Consider the following 25,551-nt stretch of genomic DNA (forward strand, 5'->3'; position numbering starts at 1 on the left):
TCTAATACATAACCCGAGAAATACTCGTTTGTCACCTACCTGATTTAAGAGGAGTATGGCTTCAACAAACGTAACCTCCATTAGAAGAACTCAATTCAGGAGAACGATTATGGCACATGCATATTGCCAGACGCCTTCTGGCCATACCAACACCAGAGCCACAAACCCGCCAACCACATCGCTGCAAAACGTTATCAACACAGTATTCAGCACAATCGCGGATACGCTTGCCAAACGCGCACAGCGCCGTGCTCTCATGCGGTTAAGTGACGCCCAGCTTTCTGATATCGGTCTGTCGCGAAGTGATGCCGAGGCCGAATACCGGAAATCCTATCCGCTTTGACATTGCCCCACCTGCGCCATGATCGAAATCCTATCCGTGAACCGGATTTGATCTACCTCCTTGCGCCCCCTTTCGATCATGGCGCATTTATGTCACTGTAATTTCCCATTAAAGTTGCAGGGCATCTACAGTATGGCGGCGAAACAGAAAGACAACCCGACGAAAAAGACAGAAAGCGGTGACAATTCGATCCGCAAGGCGGTGAAAAATACGGCGCGCAGCCGCAGGGCTTCGAAACAGCATCCCGATCTTTCCAGCCTTGATAGCGAAGCCCGTGATCGTTTTTTACTTGATGCTGAAAGCATGACGATGGATCGCCTTGATGATCGCCCGTCAAAGAAAAGCATTTCCCCGGAATCAGATACCCCCGGAGACTATGTCTCGCCTGACATCGACGCCGATCCCAAAGCACGCGTGAAAAAGATGCATGGCAAACAGTATCTTGAACTCATTGCGCCATTGCATATCGAACTTCTCAAGCTGCAAAACTGGGTGAAGGCTGAGAACATCAAATCACTGGTGATTTTCGAAGGCCGCGATGCCGCTGGAAAAGGTGGCACGATAAAACGCTTCACAGAACATCTGAACCCGCGTGGCGCACGTGTGGTTGCGCTCGGGAAACCGAATGACCGGGAACTGACTCAATGGTATTTCCAGCGCTACGTTGAACATCTGCCATCTGGCGGCGAAATCGTCCTGTTTGACCGGTCCTGGTATAACCGGGCGATGGTTGAACGTGTCATGGGATTCTGCAACATGTTCGAAGTCAGCGAATTCCTGCAATCGGTCCCGGCGCTCGAGCGCATGCTGATCCGTTCCGACATTCACATGACCAAGTTCTATTTTTCGGTCAGTAAAAAAGAACAGGCGCGCCGGTTTGATCAGCGCAAACAAGACCCGCTTAAACAATGGAAACTAAGCCCGGTTGATCTGGCATCGCAAAATCTTTGGGATGCCTACACCGAAGCAAAGACCGAGATGTTTTTCCATACCTCGACCACCGACAGTCCTTGGATCATTGTCAAATCCGATGACAAGAAACGTGCGCGCGTCAATGCCATCCGGTATTACCTGTCCCAGTTCGAATATCCGGGGAAACGATCAGAACTTCTGACCTATGATCGCCGGATCATCCACACCGTAAGCGAGGAACTGGCACTCGACGACTGAGATATGACCGATATGTATTCCGGATCGTGGAAACATTGTCTCCGTGACATTCCCTTGCATTGACATTCGCAAGGTGGCCTCCTTTACTGGTAACACCAATTACACGGGAGGCACGAAATGGCAAAATGTGCATTTATCGGGCTGGGCGTCATGGGCTATCCCATGGCCGGCCACCTGCAAAAGGCAGGGCACGACGTTACTGTTTTCAACCGCACCGCCGCAAAAGCAGATAAATGGGCGGGCGAATATGGCGGAAAATCCGCCCCTACCCCGGCCGAGGCCGCCAACGGGGCAGAATTTGTTTTTATCTGCGTTGGCAATGACGACGATCTGCGAAGCGTCGTCCTCGGCGATACCGGAGCTCTTGCCGGGGCGGCAAAAAATGCTGTGATGATTGACAACACAACAGCATCAGCCGATGTCGCCCGCGAACTATATGCCGCCGCCAAAGATGCCGGTGTTTCCTTTATCGATGCCCCCGTATCGGGCGGACAGGCGGGTGCTGAAAACGGCATTCTTACCGTCATGTGCGGCGGTGATCAGGCGGCATTTGACCGCGCGGCACCGGTTATTGACGCGTTTGCGCGCTCCTGCAAACTGATGGGTGAAAGCGGATCGGGCCAACTGACCAAGATGGTGAATCAGATTTGCATCGCAGGCCTTGTTCAGGGTCTTTCCGAAGGTGTGAATTTCGGTCGCAAGGCTGGCCTTGATATGGAAAAGGTTCTTGATGTGATTTCGAAAGGTGCCGCTGGCAGCTGGCAGATGGAAAACCGAGGCAAGACAATGGTCGAAGACAAGTTTGACTTTGGCTTTGCCGTTGACTGGATGCGTAAAGATCTTGGCATCTGCCTTGAAGAATCGAAGCGCAATGGCGCGCGCCTGCCGGTAACCGCGCTTGTTGATCAATTCTATGCGCAGGTTCAGGAGCGTGGAGGAAACCGTTGGGATACATCCAGCCTGATTGATCTTCTGGCGCGTGGATAAGCAGCACCGCAGACCTTTCAAAACACACAAAAAACGCGGCCTTTTGCAGGGCCGCGTTTTTTGACAATTTATCGCAATTAGAGCCCCGCGCGCAAAAGTGGCTCCACCTGATCCCTATACACAGCAAGCTTACCGTCACTGAAATAGCCCACGGCGCATTCAAGAACAGTATCACGCTGCAATTCCTTGGCTTTGACCTCGCCATCGCCTTCGGCGTCCAACGGGTTATCATTTGTTGCAGATTTGCCGATACGGGTAACCTCTATATCGCGTTCGCAACTTGCTGCATCCATTGATGCAAGAACCTTGCGCGGATCGCGGCGACGCGGCGGCAAGGCGTGCTCAAGGTCAACCTCCCGCTCGAACTCTTCGGCATCAGGAAGTTTGACTTCGATATCCGGGACAACACCATTGCCCTGCACGATGTGGTTTTCCGGCGTCGTGTAATAACCAGTCGTGATTTTAAGACCACCGCCAGAAGTCAGCGGCATGATGCGTTGCATTGAACCTTTACCAAACGACTGTTCGCCGATGATGACACCTCGCCCGTTTTCACGCAGGGCGGCCGCCATCAATTCGGCGCCCGACGCCGATCCACGGTCAAGCAGAATAGCCATCGGCGCACCGTCAAAATAATCGCTGCTGTCTGCTTCGTAGCTGCGCAATTTACGTTCGCCCCGCCCTTCGGTCGCAACAATCAGCCCCTTGCTCAGGAATTGATCGGCGATATCAGCGGCACTATCAAGCAATCCACCCGGGTTGCGTCGCAAATCAACGATTACGCCCCGCGGTGACCCGATCCTGTTTTCCAGCATTTCAAGATATTCGCGTGTCTGATCCAATGTGCTGGCATCAAAACGCGACACACGGATGTAGGCCAAATCGTTATCGATGATTGATGCGGTAACCGACGGCACCTCGATCCGTGCACGTTTCACGGTGACGTCAAAGTTTTCCTGCTTGCGCTGTATCGACAGTGTCACCGGGTCTCCGATGCGACCGCGCATAAGACGGACAGCCTCGGCAATGGGCTCGCCCTTCATTTCATGACCATCAATATGCGTGATCCGGTCATTGGGTTGCAGGCCAGCCCGTGCGGCAGGTGTATCGTCAATCGGTGACACGATACGGATCAGCTTGTCCTCGTCCTGCGAAATCACGATGCCAACACCGGCAAAACTTCCCTCGGTACTTTCCTGTAAACGGCGGAACATATCGTCGGTCATATATGCGCTATGCGGGTCCAGGTCGTGCAGGCTTTCGTCGAGTACAGCACCAACGATGCCGTCTGGCGTGTGATCATCAGTTTCAAGATTTGGCAAACTGGCAATCGCGCGCTCGACAAACGCCGGGCGATCAATATTTTCCACATAGGTATCGGAAAGAACCTGAACCGCTTCGACGAACAGTTTATCGGCGCGATCATATTGGTCGCTGGTCGCACTTTCGTCGACATAGTCGCGGTAGGCATCCAGAAACTGCTGTTCATCATCGCTTGGCCAAACCGGACCGGCACACGCCACCAACCTCGTTCCGGCAAATGAAATCACCACCGCAAGCAAAATTGGTAATATTCCTTTGCGCAGCACCGCCATACTCCTGTGTTTTCTTGTTCTTCAGATCGTGTCCTGATCACCGGAGGGGCAGTCTAGCTTGCCAAAGCCCGAATGGCGACCCTGCAACGGTTTTCACACCTGATTTATATCGGAACCATTATATATTACCGCCAGTAGTGCGGCGCAACACTCACTGGTTTTCCAGAAGAACATCCAACTAATAGCTTAGAGTAATTTGGTACTTTCAGAAGGAAACAGACTCGATCTTCTCCCGCCTTGTGATTATGCTATATAGCAACAAAGCCCCGAAACGAGGGCGAAACCGAGCGGGCGCCTCACAATTCAGGGAGACGTCTTTTTCCATGAGCGACTATACGCCACCACTCCATGATCTGCGGTTCCTGATCCACAATGTGATCGGTTTGCAAACCGTTTCGGATATCCCGGCCTTCGCAGAAACCAGTCCGGACCTTGTCGATGCCATTCTTGAAGAAGCAGGGAAACTGGCTTCTGGCGTACTGGCGCCCTTAAACCGTATTGGGGATCAGGAAGGTTCGGTTCTTCAAACTGATGGCCATGTTAGAACTCCGACCGGCTGGAAGGATGCCTATGATAAATTCTGTGAAGGCGGCTGGCAGGGCATAAGCGCCCCGCAGACCGAGGGCGGCATGGGGTTGCCGTTGCTTTTGGGTGCCGCCGTAGGAGAGCTTTGGCATTCAGCGAATATGGCCTTTGCCCTGTGCCCCATGCTTACCGCCGGCGCCATTGAACTTCTGACCGCACATGGATCGGACGAGCAACGCGCAATTTATCTGTCACGCATGATAAGTGGCGAATGGACCGGCACCATGAACCTTACCGAACCGCAGGCCGGTTCAGACCTTTCAAAGGTTCGCAGCACGGCCGAGCCAGAAGATGACGGTTCGTACCGGATTACCGGACAAAAGATTTTTATCACCTATGGCGATCACGAGATGACAAGCAACATAGTTCATCTTGTGCTTGCCCGGACACCGGACGCGCCAGACGGGGTCAAAGGTATATCGCTATTCATTGTGCCGAAGTTCGTTGTGAACGCCGATGGCACACCAGGTGAGCGTAACGATGTGAAATGTGTATCACTCGAACATAAGCTTGGTATTCATGGAAGCCCGACCGCTGTTCTTTCCTTTGGAGACAACGGGGGCGCCAAGGGCTATCTGGTCGGACACAAAGGCCACGGTTTGGCTTGCATGTTCACAATGATGAACAACGCCCGTCTCGCTGTCGGGCAACAGGGCGTCGCGATTTCAGAACGCGCCTATCAGCAAGCTGTATCCTACGCACGTGATCGCAAACAGGGGAAATCTCCGACAACCGGGCAGGATGAAAGCATCATTCATCACGGCGACGTCCAGCGCATGCTGATCAGAATGCGCTCAACCGCCGAAGCCGCCCGCGCGCTTTCACTTTATGCTGCGGCGCAACTTGATATTGCTCATCATCATGAAGACGAAAATGAACGCACGAAGGCGCAAACGCGCGCAAACCTTCTGATCCCAATGGTCAAGGGATGGTCAACGGATCTGGGCGTGGAAAACGCATCCCTTGGCATTCAGGTTCATGGCGGGATGGGCTTTATAGAGGAAACAGGCGCAGCCCAGCATCTGCGTGACGCGCGAATTGCGCCAATTTACGAAGGCACAAATGGCATTCAGGCACTGGATCTGATCGGCCGGAAGCTCCTTCGTGATAACGGAGCCGCGATGCGGTCACTGATTACCGAAATGCGTATGTCTGTATCCAAGCCGCATCTTGATGACAATTTGTCTAAAGCGGCGCGGATGTTCGCCCATGCCATCAATCAACTGGAACAAACCACAAAAGATATCCTCTCTAGGTGCAAAAACTCATCTGGCCTCGCTCAGGCTATCGCCTCCCCCTACCTCCGGCAGACTTCGATTTGTGTGGCAGGTTGGTTAATGTTCCGCTCTTTGGAAAAACTGACCGATAGCGACATTGAAGAGGGCTTTGCCAAAGCAAAGGGCCTAAGCTGTAACTTCTTTTTGGCGCAAATCGTTCCCGAAGCCGATTTCATGGCACAGCAGATCACCAATACGCGACACGAATTGCTGCATGAAACCGCGCCATTATTCTGACACAGCGTTGACGTTGAAATCCCCCAACCTCTTCCGGAACAGATTCTCCAGAAGAGGTTGCTTTCGCCTTTAACGGCAATCGTTTGCAGCATGCTCCACCGCAATCAGCCAGCCCCGTCGCGTAACAGTGTAATTGCCGGGATTTACCCCTAATTTCCTGTTTCGGTTTTTGAACGCTTCTCTATAATCCGGCCAATGAATCGTTTAACCCGATATATGCTGAAACAGCAGTTCATCATGATGGTGTTTGTGACACTTGGCTTGCTATGTGTCATTTGGCTGTCGCAAAGCCTGCGTTTCATTGAAATGATTGTGAACCGCGGCCTTTCGGTATCGGTATTTTTGCAGCTAACATCTCTGCTGCTTCCAAGCTTTTTGGCGATTATTTTACCGATCTCGCTCTTTTTCGTTGTAGTTTTCACATATAACAAACTTATTCAGGACCGCGAGTTGATCGTTATGCGATCCGCCGGGTTAAGCCAGTGGGCTCTTGCAAAACCGACACTCATACTAGCATTGCTGACCGCCGCTTTCGGTTATTTCCTGACGCTGTTTTATCTGCCTTACAGCTACCAGCAATTCAAAGAACTGCAGTTCTCAATCCGCAACGATTTCTCATCCGTTTTGCTGCAGGAAGGCAGCTTTACCGACCTTGACGGTCTGACAGTCTATATCCGGGAAGTCGGGCAGGATAACGAGCTACTTGGCATTCTTGTCCATGACGCCAGAGATCCAAACAAACAGGCCACAATGATGGCCAAAAATGGTGCGCTCGTTCGCACGGAAAATGGTCCGCGGATCGTATTGCTTGATGGAAACCGCCAGGAAGTCAACACGAAGGACGGCACGATGTCGATCCTCTATTTTGACCGCTATGCTGTCGATATTGCGCATAATGCAGAAGATCCAGCCCTTCGTTACAGAGAAGCGCGTGAACGAAGCGTATCCAATCTTCTAACAACCATGCCGCCTGATGTTTTGCCGAATGACATTGGCTCATTTCGCGCTGAAGGACATGATCGGCTACTTTCACCGCTATACTCCATCGGCTTTGCAAGCATTGCACTGGCAGTTCTGGTTTCAAGCAGCTTCTCTCGCAGGGGGCAGACCGGGCGCCTTTTATTTGCGATTGCAATTATGATCGTCTTCCAGGTGATCAGCATCACAATGAAGAACCTTGCAGCAAAGAATCCCGACCTTGTCCCCCTTATGTATTTGAATGCGCTTCTTCCAATCGCAGGGGGCCTCTACTGGACATTCCGCGGACCGCAAATCCGTGCGAAGGCAGGAAGCCGGGACGAGGTTCCAGCATGAGAATCTCCCCGACCCTCACCTGGTATTTCGGCAAACATGTTCTGATATCGATTCTGGGAATTCTCGCCCTTTTGATCGGATTGATCCTGATCGGCGATACAATCGAGTTGCTGCGTCGCGCCGGTGGACGCCCAGATGCGACGGTTGGTATCGTGTTTCAAATGGCAACCAGTCGAATTCCATTCATGACAGAGAAGGTCCTGCCGTTTGCTGTCTTGTTCGGATCGATGTTTTCGTTCTGGAAGCTTACTGGCAATCAGGAGCTTGTCGTCACACGTGCAGCAGGTGTTTCTGCCTGGCAATTCCTACTTCCGCCAATCATGTGCGCGATTTTACTAGGCTCCATTCAGGTTATGGCGCTTAATCCGCTATCTTCAATTTTGCTACAAAGATACGAAACGCTTGAGGCCCGGTATCTTCAGGGCAACAGCAGTGTCATGAATCTCTCGTCAAACGGATTATGGCTGCGTCAGGGCACGCAGGATGGGCAGGCCGTAATATATGCCCGCGAAGTTCGTGGGCAGGCAACAGATAGAGTTGACTTGCGGAACGTCACCGTTTTCCGTTTTCAGAATGCGGATGATTTCACAACCAGAATTGATGCGCAGCGTGCAGTTCTCGAGCCCGGCACATGGCGTTTCTATGACGCATGGACCTTCCATCCGGGACAGACTAGTGAGTTTTCATCCGAATTGATGTTGCCCACAAATCTGACCGCACGAAAAATCCAGGACAGTTTTGCATCTCCCGAAACGATGTCATTCTGGGACCTGAAGCCGTTTATCAACCTTTTGGAACGCGCCGGCTTCAACGCAACTCGCCATCGCATCCATTTTCACAGTTTGCTGTCGCGTCCATTGCTGCTTTGCGCAATGGTTCTAATTGCCGCTGCATTCTGTCTTAAATTTTCTCGACGTCGCCGCGCATCTCTTGTTATCGGTGGGGGTGTTGCGACCGGTTTCATTCTTTATTTTTGTACCGATGTCATTTCAGCACTTGGCGTTTCAGGCGGAATCCCGCCCGTCTTGTCGGCTTGGGCACCTGCAGGTATATCTTTGCTATTGGGAGTTTCCACCTTGCTTCATCTGGAGGACGGCTAGCTGAATGGCTCATACAGGGGGAATGATAAAAAGACTGGCAACGGGGACCATCCTGGGCTGTGCATTTGCTTTGGCCGGAACATATTCGATTGCCGCCAAGGCACAGCAGTCCGATGAAGTGACCACTGGAAACGACGAACAGTCCAAGATTCTTTTCAGTGCGGATGAAGTTGACTATAACCGGGAACTTCAAACGGTAACAGCGCGCGGCAATGTCGAAATCTCGCGGGATGGTCGTATTTTGCTGGCAGATACCGTCAGCTATGACAGATCACAGGACGTGCTTACGGCGTCTGGCAATGTCAGTATTACCGAACCAACCGGTGAAGTGACGTTTGCAAGTCATGTCGAACTCTCGGGTGATTTCAAGGAAGGCATTGTTGAAGACATTTATGTTCTTCTTGATGAAAACACTCGAATTGCCGGTACCGGCGCGCGCAGAAGCGGCGGGAATTTTACCGAAATTGCCAAGGCGGTTTACTCTCCTTGCAAGGTTTGCGAAGACGATCCGGAAACACCACCGCTTTGGCGCATCAAAGCAGCCCGTGTTCTTCACGATGCCAAAGAAAAAACCGTGGAATACGAAGATGCCCGACTGGAATTTGCAGGAATTCCGGTTCTTTATTCGCCGTATTTCCAGCATCCTGATCCAACAGTTAAACGTCAATCAGGTCTTTTGGCACCATCTTTTGGTAGCACGAGTTATGTCGGATCGTTCTTCGAATTGCCCTATTATTGGGCTATTGATCAAAGCAAGGATCTGACCCTTCGTCCTATCTACACAACGGACGAAGGCCCGGTTCTCGCCAGTGAGTATCGCCAACGCTTTGACAGCGGTGAAATGGAAGTTGTCAGTAGTGTTACCAGTGACGATACGGACGACTTTCAGGGGCACATTGATGCAAAAGGCCGCTTTGACATCGATAAAACATGGCGGTGGGGATTTGATGCAGAACAGGCTTCTGAAAAGACCTATATGAGCCGATATGGTTTTGGCTCACCGTCTGTTTTGACCTCCAACCTGTTTACCGAGGGTTTCAGAGGGGCCAGTTATAGCCGTGTCGACGGCTATTATTTCCAAGGGCTAAAGGCCGAAGATGATCGGGATACGACACCCATCATTTTGCCACACGCACAATTCCACGGTCAAACGGCTCCGGCGAAATATGGCAGTTACACCACCCTTGATTTGGATGCCTTGTCACTCACCCGGGAAGAAGGGGCGGACTCTCATCGCCTTTCCGCCAAAGCAGGCTGGGCTCTGCCCTATATCGGATCACTTGGGGACGTAACAAAGCTCTCGATGTCCATTCGCACCGACAATTACATGGTTTCGGATGTATCGAGAGACGGTCAACAGGATTACAACGGATATGCAGGCCGAATTCTTCCATTGGCAGCCGTCGACTGGAACATGCCATTTGTGAACAATCAGGGCAGCTACCATCATATCATCAAACCGATTGTCATGGCCGCATGGTCGCCAAACGGTGGAAACCCGGACGAGATTCCGAATGAAGACTCCCAGTCATTCGAGTTTGATGACATCAATATTTTCTCACATGACAGATATAGTGGCCTTGACCGTGCAGAAGACGGTTTTAGAACCAGCTACGGCCTTGAATGGGGGGTCTACGGTGAGGAAGGAGGATATACCAGTGCCATGTTCGGCCAAAGCTATCGCGCCAACAAGGGCGATACCTTTGAAGAAGGCACTGGCCTCGAAGATCATCTGTCGGATTATGTCGGCAGAGTAACCGTCTCTCCAAACAAATATGTCGACCTGACCTATCGCTTCAGGCTTGATAATGAAGATTTCTCGACACGCCGAAATCAGGTATCAGCAGGTTTGGGTGAAAAGGAAACGTTACGCCTTAATCTGGATTACGTTCACTTTGCAGAAGATGCTGGCAGTGATGAGTTCGGGCAACGAGAAGAACTTTATTTCCGTGCAGAGCGCCAGTTCAGCGAGTTCTGGTCGGGGATGGCATATAGTCGCTATGATCTTGATCAGAACGACCCTCTTGAATACGGTTTCGGCTTTGTTTACGAAGACGAATGCTTCGTGTTTGACGGACGGGTCAGAAGAACATTCTACGAAGATCAGGACCTTGGTCAGTCGGATGAGATTCTTTTCCGACTGGTATTCAAAACACTTGGCGAATTTGCGTCAGCAGCCGGATTATAAGGCAGTATAACTTTGCATAGCACCAGACTTTCTCATCTCGTCGCAGCAATTGCTGTCATGCTTTTTGCTGCTGTTTCGATATCGACAGCAAGAGCTCAAAGCACGATCGGCGTCGCAGCTGTCGTCAATGATGCCCCGATTTCGGTGGTCGATCTGGTAGAACGTATCAAGCTTGTCGCTGCCTCTTCCAATATTCCGATGAGCCCGCAACGAAGCCAGGAGATGGCACCACAGATTTTACAGCAGCTGATCAATGAAAAGCTGCAACTGCAGGAATCTGAACGTCGCGGCTTTGATGTGACGGACGCAGATATTGATCGCGCCAAAACCCTGATCGAGCAAAATTCAGGATTGCCAACGGGGGGGCTTGACCAGTTTCTGGCTCAGAATGGTATCGCACCAGAAACCATAAGAAACCAGATCCGTCCCCAAATTGCATGGCAGAAACTTTTGGGTTCCATGCGTCGCGAAATCGAGATTTCCGATACAGAAATTGATGACAACCTCGAACGTATTCGCAGCAACCAGGGCAAGCCGCGTAACAATGTTCAGGAAATTTTCCTGCCTGTCGATAATCCGCAGGACGAAACCAAAGTTTACCAGAATGCCCGCGAGGTGATCCGGGCCCTTGAACAGGGGGCTAATTTTGGCGGCCTGGCGAGACAGTTTTCGGCAAGCTCAAGTGCAGCAAACGGTGGTAACCTTGGCTGGCTTTATTCTGGTGAAATGGCCGGAGAATTGCAGCAGGCCATTAACCAGATGCAGCCGGGCGATGTAAGTGATCCTATCAGAACCATTCGCGGATATTACATCCTGAAACTGCTTGAACGCCGTCGGGGAGATGCCAACGCCCTGACTGATGTCCGGCTTGATCTATATCAGCTCTTTGTTCCGATTGCAGCCAACACGCCCCAAGATGAGGTCAACTCCAAACTTGGTATCCTGCAAAATGCCAAAGAAACTGCCGATAGTTGCCAATCATTGGCAAATGTCGCGGTTGACCTTGGTTCGGACATGAGCGGAAAGACCGAAGGCATATCACCAAACGATCTTGCAGGGCCTGTACGCAATGCCGTCGCAAATCTGGATAAAGGCGGTATTTCCGATCTGATCAAGGTTGATGGCGGTGCCCTGCTTGTCATGGTTTGCGACAAGACAGAAGAAAGTACTCTTCCGGATCGGGAAAGCATCCGCCAACGTCTTGAAATGGAACGCCTCGAAATTCTGGCGCGCCGTAAACTGCGTGAATTGCGCCGCAATGCGTTTATCGATATCCGGATGTAATCCGGAAAGGACGCCAACCGATGAGCAACATCAAGCCGATTGCAATGACACTGGGAGAACCGGGCGGCATCGGCCCGGAGCTCGCCCTCAAGGCGTGGCTGTCGCGCAAAGACCATGTACTTCCTCCATTTTTCATTCTCAGTCCCAAGACAATCATGGATCAAACCATCGAAAGTCTTGGGCTGCGGGTAAAAACCAAGGTGATAAACGAGGTCAGCCAAACAGGTAAGTTCTTCGAGGACGCCCTTCCGGTTTTTGAAATCCCCGGCACAGCGCAAGATATCAAACATGGAACGGCATCCAGCAAAACCGCATCTATTGTCATAGACAGCATTAACCATGCCGTTAACTTGACGCGATCAGGAACAGCAAGTGCTGTGGTAACCAACCCGATTCAGAAGAGCGCGCTTTATCAGGCCGGTTTCAAACATCCCGGCCATACCGAATTTCTGGCAGAGCTTTCTGGTCCGGGCACCATCCCGGTTATGATGTTGGCCAATAGTCAATTGCGCGTCGTACCGATGACAATCCACATCGCCCTTTCGGAAGTGCCAAAGCAACTTACCAGTGAAATGATCAAACAATTGGTCCGCATCACGTCAAAGTCGTTGCAACGGGATTTTGGGCTGGAAAAACCAAGGCTTGCGATTGCCGGATTAAACCCGCATGCAGGTGAAGATGGATCAATGGGCGACGAAGAAATCAGGATAATACGTCCTGCCATAAAGGCATTGCAGAATGAGGGGTTTGATGTCGTTGGGCCCCTCCCCGCAGATACCATGTTCCATGCCGAGGCACGTGCAAACTACGATGTCGCCCTATGTTCCTATCATGATCAGGCTCTGATTCCGGTCAAAACACTTGATTTCCATGGCGGTGTGAACGTCACGCTAGGATTGCCCTTTATCAGAACGTCCCCTGATCACGGGACGGCTCTTGATATCGCAGGTAAAGGCATCGCACGGCCTGACAGCCTGATCGCGGCCATCAAAATGGCGGCTGAGATGGCACATAAACGAGTAGCCGGCAACGCTGCCTCACAAGGAGCCTGACATCGTGTCAGACCAGAACAACGAAACCACCAGCCTTGCCAATGATGGGCTTCCACCCTTGCGCGACGTCATTGCAACGCATGAACTGTCCGCGCAGAAGAAGTTTGGCCAGAATTTCCTTTTTGATCTGAACCTGACCGGGCGGATCGCGCGCGCGGCTGCACCACTGGATGACGCAACCGTAATTGAAATCGGTCCAGGCCCCGGTGGTCTGACACGCGCCTTGCTTTATCATGGCGCAAAGAACTTGACGGTTATCGAACGTGATCCCCGTTGCCAACCGGTTCTTGAACAAATCAGCAATCACTATCCGGGGGCGCTTCATGTGATCGATGGGGATGCGCTTGACGTTGATGTTACGTCACTCGGCCCGGCTCCGCGAAAGATTGTCGCCAACCTTCCCTATAACGTGGGTACGCAACTTTTGCTGGGTTGGCTGATGCAGATTGATCAGTTTGCCAGCCTGACCTTGATGTTCCAGAAAGAAGTCGCAGAGCGCGTTGTCGCCGCCCCGAAAAGCAAGGCCTATGGCCGCCTTTCGGTCCTGTGCCAGTATTTATGTGACTGCCAGATACTTTTTGATGTGCACCGTAGTGCCTTCACCCCACCGCCCAAGGTAACCTCAGCTGTCGTTCAACTGCGTCCCAAAACAGATCGAGGCGAAGCTGTAAATCTTGTCAGTCTGGGCAAGATCACACAGGCAGCCTTTGGCCAAAGGCGCAAGATGCTGCGCGCCAGCCTGAAGACATTGAACATGGATGTCGGAATGTTGTTGGAACGTGCACAAATTACAGAGACAGCACGTGCAGAAGAATTAAGTGTAGCCGATTTCGTTCGACTAACACTTGTTCATGACGAAATGGTCGCCTGATCAGGCGGCCATTTCGGATCATCAATCTGTCAAAAGCTTTTTAACGAACCCCGGCAGTTGGGATTGGCGTTCGCGTTTAACGCGTTCGGCACCAATGATATGTTGTACATCGGCAAGACAACGTTCAAGGTCATCATTGATCAGAACATAGTCAAATTCTTCCCAATGGCTGATTTCGGCACCGGCTTTTGCCATACGCTTCATGATCACATCATCAGCATCCTGTCCCCGGTCACGAAGACGGCGTTCAAGCTCGGCTGACGAGGGCGGCAGGATGAAGACAGAAACAACATCATCCCCACCCTTCTCGCGTATTTGCCGCGCGCCTTGCCAGTCAATGTCAAACAGAACATCGTGGCCTTCGGAAAGCGCCTTTTCGACCGGGCCGCTAGGCGTGCCATAATAGTTGCCAAACACTTCCGCCCATTCCAGCAATTCATCATCGGCGATCATATGCTTGAAGGCATCAACGGATTTGAAGAAGTAGTGTATCCCTTCTTCCTCGCCCGGACGCGCTGCACGTGTTGTCGCAGAAACCGAAAGAGAAATCTGGCTGTCTTTTTCCAAAATCTGGCGTGTGATCGTGGTTTTCCCTGCCCCTGAAGGGGCACAGAATACCAGCATAACACCACGACGTTTTGCCTGATCCGTCATTGGATTGTCCTTATTCAACGTTCTGAACCTGCTCGCGCAGTTGATCGATTATGACCTTAAGCTCCATGCCGCAATTGGTCAGTTCGATATCATTCGCCTTGGAACAGAGCGTATTGGCTTCACGATTGAATTCCTGACATTGGAAATCAAGTTTACGGCCAATCGCACCGCCTTTTTGGACCATGTCGCGTGCGGCGATAATATGGGCTTTAAGTCGATCGATTTCCTCCCGAACATCCGCCTTGGTCGCAAGCAAAGCTGCTTCCTGATGAAGCCGTTCGGGATCGAACTTGCCTGTTTCCATCAGCTCATCGATCTGACGCTTGAGCTTTGCCTTGATCGCATCGCTTCGAACGGACGCGCAATTTTCAGCACTCAGGACGGTTTCCTCGATACGATCAATATGACCGCGCAGCATTTCGTCAAGCTTCGCTCCTTCTTCGGCGCGATGGGCTGCCAGTTGATCAAGCGCCTCGCCAAAGCTTTCAAGGATCGCGGCATCCAGATTTTCGCGACTGTCGTCGTCTTCCTGCTGTTCGACCGCTTCGAGAACGCCACGCACATTCATCAAATCTGCAATCGTTCCGGCCGAAAGGCTGCTGGCGCGATCAAATTCCTCGGCTAGCGCAACCAATTCGGCAAGTAAATCGCGGTTAATGCGATAGGCACTGGTTTCCCCGGGGCGGACAACATTTAACGTGACCCCCATATTGCCTCGCTTGAACCGTTTGACGACGGCGTCTCGTACAACAGGCTCCAGACGTTCAAAGCCGCCGCTAAGGCGCGTACGAACGTCCAATCCCTTGCCATTGACACTGCGAAGCTCCCAGGTCCAGCCAAAGCCTTCTGCACCGCCGTCGGTGCGGGCGAACCCGGTCATGCTTGATACGGTCATATTCTTATCCAGTCTGAATTGTCGGTTGCCCGTTTATAACGGTTGTGCCTCGGCGCGCCAAGGGATTGTCGTTTGATGATCGATCATCAAGACAGACAGTTATTGCCCGCATTTCATAATGCTGCCCTAATGCTGTCCCATGTTCCGCGCGAACAATTCGGAACACGTCCAACGGGATCACGAGCAACCATGTCACTGCAATACCACGCCATCCTGATTACCGGTGCCAGCTCGGGCATCGGGGCCGCCCTTGCGCGTCACTATGCCCGCACCGGGGTCACCCTGTTTATCAGCGGCCGGGACCAAACACGTTTGAAACTGGTCGAAAATGAATGCCGCGCGGCAGGGGCAAATGTATTTGCCGATGTGCTTGATGTGACCGAACGCGAAACGATGGCTGAATATGTTACCAAATGCGACCAGATTACACCGCTGAGCCTGATTATCGCCAATGCGGGTATTTCAGCCGGAACCGGCAGCGAGGGTGAAGACCCCGATCAGGTACGCGATATTTTTGCAACCAATGTTGCAGGTGTTCTCAACACGATTGATCCTGCCATCGACTTCATGTCCGCACGTGGGAACGGCCAGATCGCACTGGTTTCATCGCAGGCATCTTGGCGTGGTCTTCCGTCCGCCCCGGCTTATTGTGCCAGCAAGGCCGCCGTAAGGACGTATGGCGAAGGACTACGGGGTGCCCTTGCCCCCTTCGGAATAAAGGTGAATGTGATTTGTCCGGGATTTGTCAAAAGCCGCATTACCGATACCAACGACTTTCCCATGCCATTCTTCATGCAGGCCGACAAGGCCGCAATCAAGATTGATAAAGGCCTGTCGAAGAACAAGGGAATGATCGCGTTTCCCTGGCAAATGAACATTCTGGTTGGTGTTCTGAAAATGGTCCCGCAATCACTGCTGGACATGGCGGCATCGCGTATCCCGCGAAAGGCATCGAAAAGCCAAACGCGCCAAAGACTGGCATCAACTTCCGAACATATACAGCCGCGTCAATAAAAACGGGGATAACCAGTTACTTATTGGCGATCCCGGATGCGGCGCCAACGCGCGACATTGCGGTTATGCTCGTCCAAAGTCCGGGCAAAGGCATGACCGCCCGTTCCATCCGCAACGAAATAAACCTCGTCAGTTTCGGCAGGATGCAAAACGGCATAGATCGCATCACGTCCAGGATTTGTGATCGGTCCCGGCGGTAACCCGGATGACACATAAGTGTTGTAGGAACTATCGAATTTCAAATCAGCGCGCGTCAAGGCACGGTCAAGCGGTTTATCCGGGCTGATTGCATAAGCAACCGTCGGATCGGACTGCAAACGCATATTCATTCTGAGCCGGTTGACAAAAACCCCCGCAACACGTGGACGTTCCGCAGCAACACCGGTTTCCCGTTCTACAATCGATGCCAGAACAATTGCTTCTTCGATGGTATCATATGGCAGATTGGCTTTTCGTCCCGGCCATAACTGGGTTACCAGCGCATCATGTGCTGCTGCCATACGATCAATGATGCTTTGTTTCGTGTCACCGAACGAAAACTGATAGGTCTCTGGCAGAAGCATACCATCAGGCGGAACATCAGAAATTTCACCAATGAGACCATCTACAAGATTGATACGGGTGACGATCTCGCTTGAGCGCAGCCCTTCAGGGATCGTCACAAACCGTTTTACAGTATCGCCGGTCGCAAGAATTTCTGCAGCCTGTTTGGGGCTGACACGTGCAGGAAAATGATATTCTCCTGCGCGCAATGCCCGATCAAGCCCGGCGATGCGGACGCCAAGCAGAAACACAAGCGGTTCCTGAATAATATTTTGGCGGCGAAAGATGTCCGCAATCCCGCGAACACCGGTACCCTGCGGAATGACAATATCACTGCCCTGTGCCAGTTTGCTGGGCGATGTATACTGCACATAAACATACACCGCCGCCCCACCAATGGTGAGCGCGGCGGTGATGCATAAAAAGCCAAGAACAAGCAGAAAACGCTTCAAGGGGTTTCCCTCTGTCAGGTTGAATCTGCTGTCTTAAACGCCTTTGAAGACCAGCGAAGCATTGGTACCGCCAAAGCCGAACGAGTTCGACAGGGCGACATTGACCTTGCGTTTCTTCGCTTCAAGCGGAACCAGATCAATTCCGAGGCAAGCTTCGGAAGGATTACGCAGGTTAAGGGTCGGCGGAACAATACCTTCATGGATTGCAAGGATCGAGAACACAGCCTCAATCGCACCTGCTGCGCCAAGAAGATGGCCGGTTGCCGATTTGGTCGAGGACATCGAAAGTTTCGATACCGAATCCCCGAACAGACGTTTTACCGCACCGAGTTCGATTTCATCACCCAACGGAGTCGACGTACCATGTGCGTTCACATAATCGACGTCTTCCGGGTTAACGCCCGCATTGCGAAGGGCATTGCGCATCGAACGGAAACCACCATTGCCGTCTTCGGCAGGTGCCGTGATGTGATAAGCGTCACCCGACATGCCATAACCGGCAACTTCGGCATAGATTCTAGCGCCACGGGCTTTGGCGTGCTCGTATTCTTCAAGCACCACACAACCGGCACCTTCCCCCATGACAAAACCGTCACGGCCCTGATCCCAGGGGCGCGATGCTTCGGTCGGGGTATCGTTGTAACCGGTGGACAAGGCACGCGCCGCAGCAAAGCCCGCCATACCCAACCGGCAAACAGCGGCTTCAGCCCCCCCGGCAACCATAACATCGGCATCGCCCAGCATGATCATGCGCGATGCGTCGCCAATGGCGTGCGCACCGGTTGAACATGCCGTAACGACAGCATGGTTAGGACCTTTAAGGCCATGTTTGATCGAAACCTGGCCGGAAACCAGATTGATCAGGCAGGACGGAATGAAAAATGGGCTGACACGGCGGGTTTTGCCGTTATTCACCAGCTCCGTGGCTTCGGAGATCTTCGGTAAACCACCAATACCCGAACCGATCAAAACACCAGTATTTTCCTGGTCTTCATCAGTTTCGGGCTTCCAGCCGGAATCGGCCAGTGCCTGATCGGCAGCGGCAACACCATAGACGATGAAATCGTCCATTTTTTTCATGTCTTTGATCGAGACATGATCTTCCGCGTTGAAAAGTCCGTCACCCACACCGCGCGGCACAAGGCCAGCGATCTTGGCCGGGATATCGGACACATCGAAAGTGTCGATGCTTTTGATTCCGGATTGGCCGTCCAGCAATTTCTGCCAGGTGTTCTGTGCGCCGCTGGCAAGCGGAGTAACAGCACCAATACCGGTAACAACTACGCGTCTCATCCCGCACTACGCCTTTATTTTATGAATACAGCAAAGACGAAAAGGGCGCCTGAGGATGCCCTCTGGCGCCCATGTCTCACGGCAAGATTAGCCGTTCGCCTTTTCGATGAAGTCGATCGCGTCTTTAACGGTCAGAATTTTTTCTGCTGCGTCATCAGGAATTTCGCAACCGAATTCTTCTTCAAACGCCATGACCAGCTCGACAGTGTCCAGGCTGTCGGCGCCCAGATCGTCGATGAAGCTTGCGTTTTCGGTGACCTTGTCTTCCTCAACACCGAGGTGCTCGACAACGATCTTCTTCACGCGATCTGCGACATCACTCATAGCTCAAATCCTTCAATAGGTTTTCTGTCAGTTGGTTTTGATTGGTTCTTCGCGCCTTCCCCCTATTGAAGGAATTTGCGAGGACCGGAATCCGACAACCGCAATTGCCGGTTTCGTGATTTTCTATAGCGGCCTCTTTTAAACAGAAAAGCAAGCAACCCGCAACGGGTTAAATCATCGCCATTCCGCCATTCACATGCAAGGTCTGCCCCGTGACATAAGCGGCTTCGTCGCTTGCCAGATACAGAACCGCTGCTGCGATCTCTTTGCTTTCCCCCATGCGCCCGGCAGGAACATTGGCCAGAAGCTTTTCTTTCTGTCCGTCATCAAGCTCGTCAGTCATCGCCGTGGTAATGAACCCCGGTGCAACACAGTTAACAGTAATTCCGCGCGATGCAACTTCCTGTGCCAAGGATTTTGACCATCCGATCATTCCGGCCTTCGCTGCCGAATAGTTGGCCTGGCCCGGATTCCCTGTCACACCAACGATCGAGGTAATATTGATAATACGGCCATGACGGCGTTTCATCATCCCGCGCAACGAGTTCCGCGCAAGCTTGAAAGCAGCCGTCAAGTTCACATCGAGAACCGCCTGCCAGTCTTCGTCTTTCATGCGCATCGCGAGCTGATCACGGGTAATACCAGCATTATTGACCAGAATGTCAAGCTGACCGCCAAGGGCTTCTTCGGCATCCTTGATCAGACCGGCAACCGATTCCTGATCAGAAAGGTTACCCGGAACGACAACAGCATTTTCACCAATTTCCGCAGCAACAGCCTGAAGGCGTTCTACGCGCGTGCCCGAAAGAGCAACCTTTGCACCGGCCGCAGCCAGAATTTTGGCAATTTCACCGCCGATACCACCAGTCGCGCCGGTTACAAGTGCGGTCTTGCCTGCAAGATCAAACATCAATCTATCCCTTTGGGTTCGTCTGTTTCGAGCAACGCTTAAAGCGTGCCGAGGAAGCTTTCGATATCGGCCGGGCCGTTAACGGCCAAACCGGTAAGATCACGGTCGATACGGCGAACCATACCACTCAAAACTTTACCCGCGCCCAGCTCCACCAGATCGGTGATACCCTGCTCTTTCATATAAAGAACAGACTCACGCCAGCGCACGGTTCCGCAAACCTGCTCCACAAGGAGTTTACGAATGGTTTCCGGATCAGCAGTTTTTTCCGCAATCACGTTTGCGACAACCGGTTTACCGGGGGCATTCATCGCCACAGACGCCAGTGCTTCGGCCATACGGTCTGCAGCCGGTTGCATCAACGGGCAATGGAACGGTGCCGATACCGGCAGCAAAACAGCGCGTTTTGCACCCTTTTCCTTGGCTATCTCGATCGCGCGCTCAACGGCCGCCTTATGGCCCGAAACAACAACCTGTCCGTCGGCATTGTCATTTGCAGCGGTACAGACATCACCTTGCGCAGCTTCTTCGGCAACAGCAACGGCGTCGACATAGTTAAGCCCCAGAAGAGCTGCCATCGCGCCGACACCAACCGGCACAGCGGCCTGCATCGCCTGCCCGCGAATTTTCAGAAGGCGAGCCGCATCTGCAATCCCAAAGGTGCCTGCAGCTGCAAGGGCCGAATATTCACCCAGCGAATGGCCCGCAACCAGATCACATTTATCTGCAAGCTTGAAACCGCCTTCGGATTCAAGAACACGGGTAACCGCAAGACTGACAGCCATCAGAGCAGGCTGCGCATTCTCCGTCAGCGTCAATTCGTTTTCAGGACCTTCGAACATCAGGGTGCTGAGTTTCTGCGAAAGAGCGTCATCAACTTCCTGAAAAACTTCGCGGGCAACCGGAAATGCATCTGCCAGTTCCTTGCCCATACCTACCGCTTGCGACCCCTGACCGGGGAAAACGAATGCGCGTGTCATTATGTGTAATTTACCCTTGTCTGCTTTCGTAAGGACCCGGTTCGGTCAGATCCCTTTTTTCGAGCTACCCTTGATACTGCCCGCAAGCCCTGTGTCAAGAACAGACGACATTGTCATGCGACTTTCCGTCGCTTTGTTGCCCGAAAGGTAACAGACTTGCCAAACGCCGAAAACAAAACCTTGTTGCGCAGTGCAACGTGGCCTGTTTGCTTCCGGCGCGTTCTTGCCCGCAAAGCATCAAGCATCCAACCTGATATATACAAGTGCTATTCAATTCTGCACTGAATGACACAAAAGGCCGGTTTTCTGCGGTTTACCACTATTAAAGAACGATCAATACCCATACCGTTCATGATGGCAGGTTTCGCGCGGTTTTCAGCAGAAGTTTGATGGGGCATTTACGGTTGCATGCCCTGTGGAAAAGTGTATATTCCGCCGTCTCACGGCTCCTTGCCGGGGTTGTCCGGCTATGCCTGCATGGCACGAGGTCATGCGAGGAAGAGACAAGCCAAAAGGAGTAATAGGAGTATTATGAATAAGTACGAGAGCGTGTTTATCGCACGTCAGGACTTCTCGACCGCACAGGTCGAAGCCCTGAATGAAAAACTGGCCCAGACCGTTGAAGGTCTTGGTGGCAAAATTGCCAAAACCGAATATTGGGGCCTGCGTTCCCTGACATACCGTGTCAAGAAGAACCGCAAAGGTCACTATACTCTCTTCCAGATCGAAGCCGACAACGCCACGATCGCGGAATACGAGCGTCAGATGCGCCTGAACGAGGACGTTCTGCGTCAGATGACTGTCAAGGTTGAAGAGTTCGAAGAAGAACAGTCAGCCATTCTGCGTAACCGCGACGAGCGCGGCGGCCGTGGCGGTAATCGCCGTGGCGGTCCCCGTCAGCACGGCTAACAGATAGCGAGGAGAATTTATTATGGCTGGACGTCGTCTGTTTTTCCGTCGCCGCAAAACCTGCCCGTTCTCGGGTGCGGATGCGCCGAAGATTGACTACAAAGATGTCAAACTGCTGCAGCGTTTCGTTTCCGAACGCGGCAAAATCGTTCCGAGCCGTATCACTGCGGTTTCGGCCAAGAAACAGCGCGAACTGGCGAAAGCCATTAAACGTGCCCGTTTCCTGGCGCTGCTGCCGTATTCAGATCAGGTCTGAGGCAGTCGGCAAGAGACCCTCTTGCGGTCTCGGGCCTGGAGTAACTGATGTCGCGTAACATTTTAATGGCAGTCGGTGCAGGTTTGGGCAGTTCTGTCCTGTTCCTGCTTGTATTGTCAGGTAATCCGCTGGCTCTGTTGCTTTCATATTTCGGGCACCTGCCACTTTTTCTTATCGGATTGTGGCAAGGTCCAAAACGCCTGCTGGTTGCGGCAATTGCCGCATGTAGTGCCCTTGTTCTACTGGGGGGACTGCTGCCTTTCACGGTCTTTATGGTCGTGTTTGCCGGACCGGCGATGTTGTTGACCCGCATGGCGCTGGTCATCCGCAAGGACGAAACCGGGAAACCGGGCTTTGTTCCGACCGGAATAGTGGTAAGCGCCATGGCCGTCATGATTGCAATGGTGATGATTGTCATCACCGGCAGCGTAACGGCGGAAGGTTTGGACATCCAGGAATTCATTTCGCAGTTCCTGGGTCAGATGTATTCAGAAATGGGGGTCCCTATGACGCCCGAACTTCAGAATATCATCGACATGTTCCAAACGTATTTCCCGGCGATTGTGGCGGTAAGCTGGCTTCTTATGCTGTTTGCCAATGCTGCGATCGCACAGGCAATTCTGGTGCGGTCCGGTCGCAATTTGCGTCCGTCGCCCGATCTGGCCTCGATGGCCTTGCCTGGATGGTCACTGTTTGCGTTCGCCCTGGCTGGATTTCTGGTCGGCTTTGCCGATGGATCTTTGGCCTATGTGGCGCGAAACGTCGCGGTGGTGCTGGCAGTGCCGTTCCTGATGCAGGGATTGGCACTGGTGCACGGGCAGGCAGCCCGTTGGCCGCAAAAACGTATGATACTGACGGTATTCTATATCGTCGCGGTTCTGTCCACATGGTCGTTTATCGCGATCACCGGACTTGGAATTGTTGAGCATTTAATCAGGCTGCGGGGGAAACAACCGATGACCCGTAGCAATGAGGAGGATCGGTGATGGAAGTTATTCTGCTCCAGCGGGTAGAAAAACTCGGTCAGATGGGTGACGTAGTCACCGTCAAGCCGGGCCATGCCCGCAACCGTTTGCTTCCGAAGGGCATGGCCCTTCGCGCAAACAAAGCAAATCTGGCAGTTTTCGAAGCTAAAAAAGCACAGCTTGAAGCTGACAACCTTGACCGCCGCAAAGAAGCCGAAGCGGTTGCCGAGAACATGGGCGACGTTGCTGTCACCCTCGTTCGTCAGGCATCCGATGTTGGTCACCTTTACGGTTCGGTTACCGCACGTGATATCTCGAACGCGGTTACCGAAGCAGGCTTTACCGTTGCACGCACCCAGGTCGTTCTTGATCAGCCGATCAAGACCCTTGGTCTGCACCAGGTCAAAATCAACCTGCACCCGGAAGTTTCCGTTGAAGTGACCGCCAACGTCGCACGTTCCGAAGAAGATGCCGTCGAGCAGCTTCGTAAGGGCGGCGCCGTTCTGGGCACCATCGACGAAATGGAAGCCGAAGAAGCTCTGGAAGCTGCTGAAGAACTCTTCGAAGAAGACGTTCCGGAAGACTTTGCTGACGAAGCTGAAGGCGAAGAAGAAGCCAACGTTTAATCGTTGCCTTTCATTCAAAGCCAGTTTGGAAACGGCGTATCCGCAAGGATGCGCCGTTTTCTTATGGTTTTGTAATATATTTCAGCTTTTTACACCGAAGGCGACCTCTGCGCTTGCGGAATACCGGCTATGAGTTATACCGATTAGCCCTTTCAGCCCAACAAGATGACTGATACCTTTTTACGCCATGACTGATCCCCAGCTAGATGCCCTGTTCGCACCCCTCGAAGAAAACCACGGTGGCAACACTGAAATGGTGCTCGAACGGACTCCGCCTCATAACTTCGAGGCAGAGGCAGCACTGCTTGGCGCCATCCTGAACAATAACGCCGCTTACGAACGCGTTTCAGATATACTGCGTCCCGAACATTTCGCGGACGCCCGCCATGGCCGTATTTTTGAAGCCTGCGGCAAATTGATCGAACGCGGTCAGCTAGCCAACCCGGTGACCCTGTCGGCGTTCTTTCGGCAGGACGAACATCTGGCTGAAATCGGTGGCGCGCAATATCTGGCCGAACTGTCAAACAATCTTGTCTCGGTTATCAATGCCGGCGATTACGGCAAACTGGTATACGACCTGTATCTGCGCCGCGAACTGATTGAAATCGGCGAAGACACCGTCAACGAGGCCTATCGCTACGAAATCGAAACTGACGCCGCCAACCAGATCGAGAAAGCCGAACAGAAACTTTTCTCTCTGGCGACGGCGGGTGCTGCTGAATCCGGTTTCGTTGCATTCGGCCCTGCCCTGACCAAGGCATACGAAAATATTGAACACGCCTATAAAAACGCCGGAAAAGTTGTTGGTGTAACCACTGGCCTGCGCGATATCGACCGTAAGCTTGGCGGTCTGCACGCTTCTGACTTGCTGATCCTTGCCGGACGTCCATCAATGGGTAAAACCGCGCTTGCAATGAACGTGGCATTTAACGCCGCCATTGCATCGCATCAGAACCGAAAAACCGGTGCCGAGGCAGGCGACGAACTCAAGACCGGCGCTGTCGCGGTTTTCTCGCTCGAGATGGCGGCAGAACAGCTGGCTGGGCGACTTCTGTCCCAGGCGGCCGAGGTTTCGGGCGACAACATGCGCCGCGGCGATTTGAACGAAGACGATTTCCAGCGTCTTGTGGTTGCCACTCAGGAACTCAATACCGTTCCGCTTTATATCGATGATACGCCGGCTCTTCCGGTTTCGACCCTGCGCACACGTTGCCGCCGCCTGAAACGTCAGCACGGCCTTGCGATGATCGTCGTCGATTACCTGCAACTTCTGGCTCCGCCAACCAACTTCCGCGGCGATGGCCGCGTACAGGAAGTTTCCGAAATCACCCGTATGCTAAAGGCAATCGCCAAGGAACTCGAAGTTCCGGTTCTAGCCCTGTCGCAGCTTTCACGTGCCGTCGAACAGCGCGAAGACAAACGTCCGCAGCTGTCGGATTTGCGTGAATCGGGCTCGATCGAGCAGGACGCCGACGTTGTGATGTTCATTTACCGTGAACAATATTATCTCGAACGTGCAGAACCGGCACAACGTCCGGAAGAAGCTACCGACAAGTTCGGCGAACGTTACTCCCAGTGGCAGGATCGCCTGAACCACGTCTATAACACCGCAGAAGTCATTATCGCCAAACAGCGTCACGGCCCGGTGGGCAACGTACGCCTGTTCTTTGACGGGAACTACACCAAGTTTGGCGACCTTGACCATATCGAAGAAGAATATGAATAGG

Annotated in this window: 24 protein-coding genes; 16 read left to right on the forward strand and 8 right to left on the reverse strand. The window is 52.6% G+C overall.

The features are described 5' to 3' along the window. Positions 1 to 109 precede the first annotated feature (109 nt). The 3 genes from P8T57_RS02045 to P8T57_RS02055 all read left to right on the forward strand — a co-directional run bounded on the left by P8T57_RS02045 (position 110) and on the right by P8T57_RS02055 (position 2,500). Positions 110 to 343, forward strand: a complete 234-nt coding sequence (locus P8T57_RS02045) for a DUF1127 domain-containing protein (protein ID WP_007090335.1) — start codon at positions 110 to 112, stop codon at positions 341 to 343. 132 nt (positions 344 to 475) lie between these two features. Then, positions 476 to 1,513, forward strand: coding sequence for a polyphosphate kinase 2 (ppk2, locus tag P8T57_RS02050; RefSeq protein WP_341364444.1), 1,038 nt, complete (start codon positions 476 to 478; stop codon positions 1,511 to 1,513). A 117-nt stretch (positions 1,514 to 1,630) separates the two neighbouring features. Next, entirely contained in the window at positions 1,631 to 2,500 is an 870-nt protein-coding gene (locus P8T57_RS02055) for an NAD(P)-dependent oxidoreductase (RefSeq protein WP_063095657.1), read from the forward strand. A gap of 77 nt (positions 2,501 to 2,577) precedes the next feature. On the opposite strand, the gene P8T57_RS02060 is transcribed toward P8T57_RS02055, so the two are convergent. After that, entirely contained in the window at positions 2,578 to 4,095 is a 1,518-nt protein-coding gene (locus P8T57_RS02060) for a S41 family peptidase (protein ID WP_341364445.1), read from the reverse strand. Positions 4,096 to 4,418: 323 nt separating this feature from the next. Here P8T57_RS02060 and P8T57_RS02065 point away from each other — a divergent pair, with 323 nt between their 5' ends. The 7 genes from P8T57_RS02065 to rsmA all read left to right on the forward strand — a co-directional run bounded on the left by P8T57_RS02065 (position 4,419) and on the right by rsmA (position 14,003). Then, a complete protein-coding gene (locus P8T57_RS02065) occupies positions 4,419 to 6,194 on the forward strand; it encodes an acyl-CoA dehydrogenase (RefSeq protein WP_341364446.1) in 1,776 nt (591 codons plus the stop codon). A 195-nt stretch (positions 6,195 to 6,389) separates the two neighbouring features. After that, positions 6,390 to 7,508, forward strand: coding sequence for an LPS export ABC transporter permease LptF (lptF, locus tag P8T57_RS02070; RefSeq protein WP_341364447.1), 1,119 nt, complete (start codon positions 6,390 to 6,392; stop codon positions 7,506 to 7,508). Beyond that, the gene (lptG, locus tag P8T57_RS02075; protein ID WP_007090341.1) at positions 7,505 to 8,608 is read left to right on the forward strand and encodes an LPS export ABC transporter permease LptG; all 1,104 of its coding nucleotides are present in this window, start codon (positions 7,505 to 7,507) and stop codon (positions 8,606 to 8,608) included. The genes lptF and lptG overlap by 4 nt, the downstream gene beginning before the upstream one ends. Before the next feature lie 4 nt (positions 8,609 to 8,612). Then, complete coding sequence (gene lptD / locus P8T57_RS02080) at positions 8,613 to 10,796, forward strand: LPS assembly protein LptD (RefSeq protein ID WP_341364448.1); 2,184 nt, start codon at positions 8,613 to 8,615, stop codon at positions 10,794 to 10,796. Between the two features lie 12 nt (positions 10,797 to 10,808). Then, a complete protein-coding gene (locus P8T57_RS02085; protein WP_341364449.1) occupies positions 10,809 to 12,080 on the forward strand; it encodes a peptidylprolyl isomerase in 1,272 nt (423 codons plus the stop codon). 20 nt (positions 12,081 to 12,100) lie between these two features. Next, positions 12,101 to 13,132 carry a 4-hydroxythreonine-4-phosphate dehydrogenase PdxA gene (gene pdxA, locus P8T57_RS02090; RefSeq protein WP_037990104.1) on the forward strand — a complete coding sequence of 344 codons (1,032 nt, stop codon included), beginning with the start codon at positions 12,101 to 12,103 and terminating at the stop codon, positions 13,130 to 13,132. Positions 13,133 to 13,136: 4 nt separating this feature from the next. Beyond that, positions 13,137 to 14,003 carry a 16S rRNA (adenine(1518)-N(6)/adenine(1519)-N(6))-dimethyltransferase RsmA gene (gene rsmA / locus P8T57_RS02095; RefSeq protein ID WP_007090345.1) on the forward strand — a complete coding sequence of 289 codons (867 nt, stop codon included), beginning with the start codon at positions 13,137 to 13,139 and terminating at the stop codon, positions 14,001 to 14,003. 21 nt (positions 14,004 to 14,024) lie between these two features. Here the strand turns inward: rsmA and gmk are convergent, their stop codons facing one another. Both gmk and P8T57_RS02105 read right to left on the reverse strand, forming a co-directional pair. Further along, positions 14,025 to 14,657: a guanylate kinase gene (gene gmk / locus P8T57_RS02100; protein WP_063095640.1), complete on the reverse strand. Its 633-nt coding sequence runs from the start codon at positions 14,655 to 14,657 to the stop codon at positions 14,025 to 14,027. A gap of 10 nt (positions 14,658 to 14,667) precedes the next feature. Continuing rightward, entirely contained in the window at positions 14,668 to 15,552 is an 885-nt protein-coding gene (locus P8T57_RS02105; RefSeq protein ID WP_341364450.1) for a YicC/YloC family endoribonuclease, read from the reverse strand. Between the two features lie 189 nt (positions 15,553 to 15,741). Here P8T57_RS02105 and P8T57_RS02110 point away from each other — a divergent pair, with 189 nt between their 5' ends. Next, positions 15,742 to 16,566, forward strand: coding sequence for an SDR family NAD(P)-dependent oxidoreductase (locus P8T57_RS02110; protein ID WP_341364451.1), 825 nt, complete (start codon positions 15,742 to 15,744; stop codon positions 16,564 to 16,566). Between the two features lie 20 nt (positions 16,567 to 16,586). Here P8T57_RS02110 and mltG read toward each other — a convergent pair whose 3' ends face one another. The 5 genes from mltG to fabD all read right to left on the reverse strand — a co-directional run bounded on the left by mltG (position 16,587) and on the right by fabD (position 21,068). Next, a complete protein-coding gene (gene mltG, locus P8T57_RS02115; RefSeq protein ID WP_114093982.1) occupies positions 16,587 to 17,561 on the reverse strand; it encodes an endolytic transglycosylase MltG in 975 nt (324 codons plus the stop codon). A gap of 33 nt (positions 17,562 to 17,594) precedes the next feature. Then, positions 17,595 to 18,854: a beta-ketoacyl-ACP synthase II gene (gene fabF / locus P8T57_RS02120; RefSeq protein WP_037990093.1), complete on the reverse strand. Its 1,260-nt coding sequence runs from the start codon at positions 18,852 to 18,854 to the stop codon at positions 17,595 to 17,597. Between the two features lie 87 nt (positions 18,855 to 18,941). Continuing rightward, the gene (locus P8T57_RS02125) at positions 18,942 to 19,178 is read right to left on the reverse strand and encodes an acyl carrier protein (protein WP_007090351.1); all 237 of its coding nucleotides are present in this window, start codon (positions 19,176 to 19,178) and stop codon (positions 18,942 to 18,944) included. A gap of 169 nt (positions 19,179 to 19,347) precedes the next feature. Then, positions 19,348 to 20,088: a 3-oxoacyl-[acyl-carrier-protein] reductase gene (gene fabG, locus P8T57_RS02130; protein WP_037990091.1), complete on the reverse strand. Its 741-nt coding sequence runs from the start codon at positions 20,086 to 20,088 to the stop codon at positions 19,348 to 19,350. Positions 20,089 to 20,126: 38 nt separating this feature from the next. After that, complete coding sequence (gene fabD, locus P8T57_RS02135; RefSeq protein ID WP_037990088.1) at positions 20,127 to 21,068, reverse strand: ACP S-malonyltransferase; 942 nt, start codon at positions 21,066 to 21,068, stop codon at positions 20,127 to 20,129. Between the two features lie 531 nt (positions 21,069 to 21,599). Here fabD and rpsF point away from each other — a divergent pair. The 5 genes from rpsF (at position 21,600) to P8T57_RS02160 (ending at position 25,550) form a co-directional block, all read left to right on the forward strand. Further along, complete coding sequence (gene rpsF, locus P8T57_RS02140) at positions 21,600 to 21,977, forward strand: 30S ribosomal protein S6 (RefSeq protein WP_007090354.1); 378 nt, start codon at positions 21,600 to 21,602, stop codon at positions 21,975 to 21,977. Between the two features lie 22 nt (positions 21,978 to 21,999). Then, positions 22,000 to 22,233, forward strand: a complete 234-nt coding sequence (gene rpsR, locus P8T57_RS02145; RefSeq protein ID WP_007090355.1) for a 30S ribosomal protein S18 — start codon at positions 22,000 to 22,002, stop codon at positions 22,231 to 22,233. 47 nt (positions 22,234 to 22,280) lie between these two features. Further along, positions 22,281 to 23,219, forward strand: coding sequence for a DUF2232 domain-containing protein (locus P8T57_RS02150; RefSeq protein WP_037990085.1), 939 nt, complete (start codon positions 22,281 to 22,283; stop codon positions 23,217 to 23,219). Next, positions 23,219 to 23,824: a 50S ribosomal protein L9 gene (rplI, locus tag P8T57_RS02155; protein WP_007090357.1), complete on the forward strand. Its 606-nt coding sequence runs from the start codon at positions 23,219 to 23,221 to the stop codon at positions 23,822 to 23,824. The genes P8T57_RS02150 and rplI overlap by 1 nt, the downstream gene beginning before the upstream one ends. Positions 23,825 to 24,011: 187 nt before the next feature. Beyond that, positions 24,012 to 25,550: a replicative DNA helicase gene (locus tag P8T57_RS02160; RefSeq protein WP_007090358.1), complete on the forward strand. Its 1,539-nt coding sequence runs from the start codon at positions 24,012 to 24,014 to the stop codon at positions 25,548 to 25,550. Position 25,551 lies beyond the last annotated feature (1 nt).

The organism is Thalassospira sp. SN3W (assembly GCF_038070535.1).
In the GTDB taxonomy this organism is placed as follows: domain Bacteria; phylum Pseudomonadota; class Alphaproteobacteria; order Rhodospirillales; family Thalassospiraceae; genus Thalassospira; species Thalassospira xiamenensis.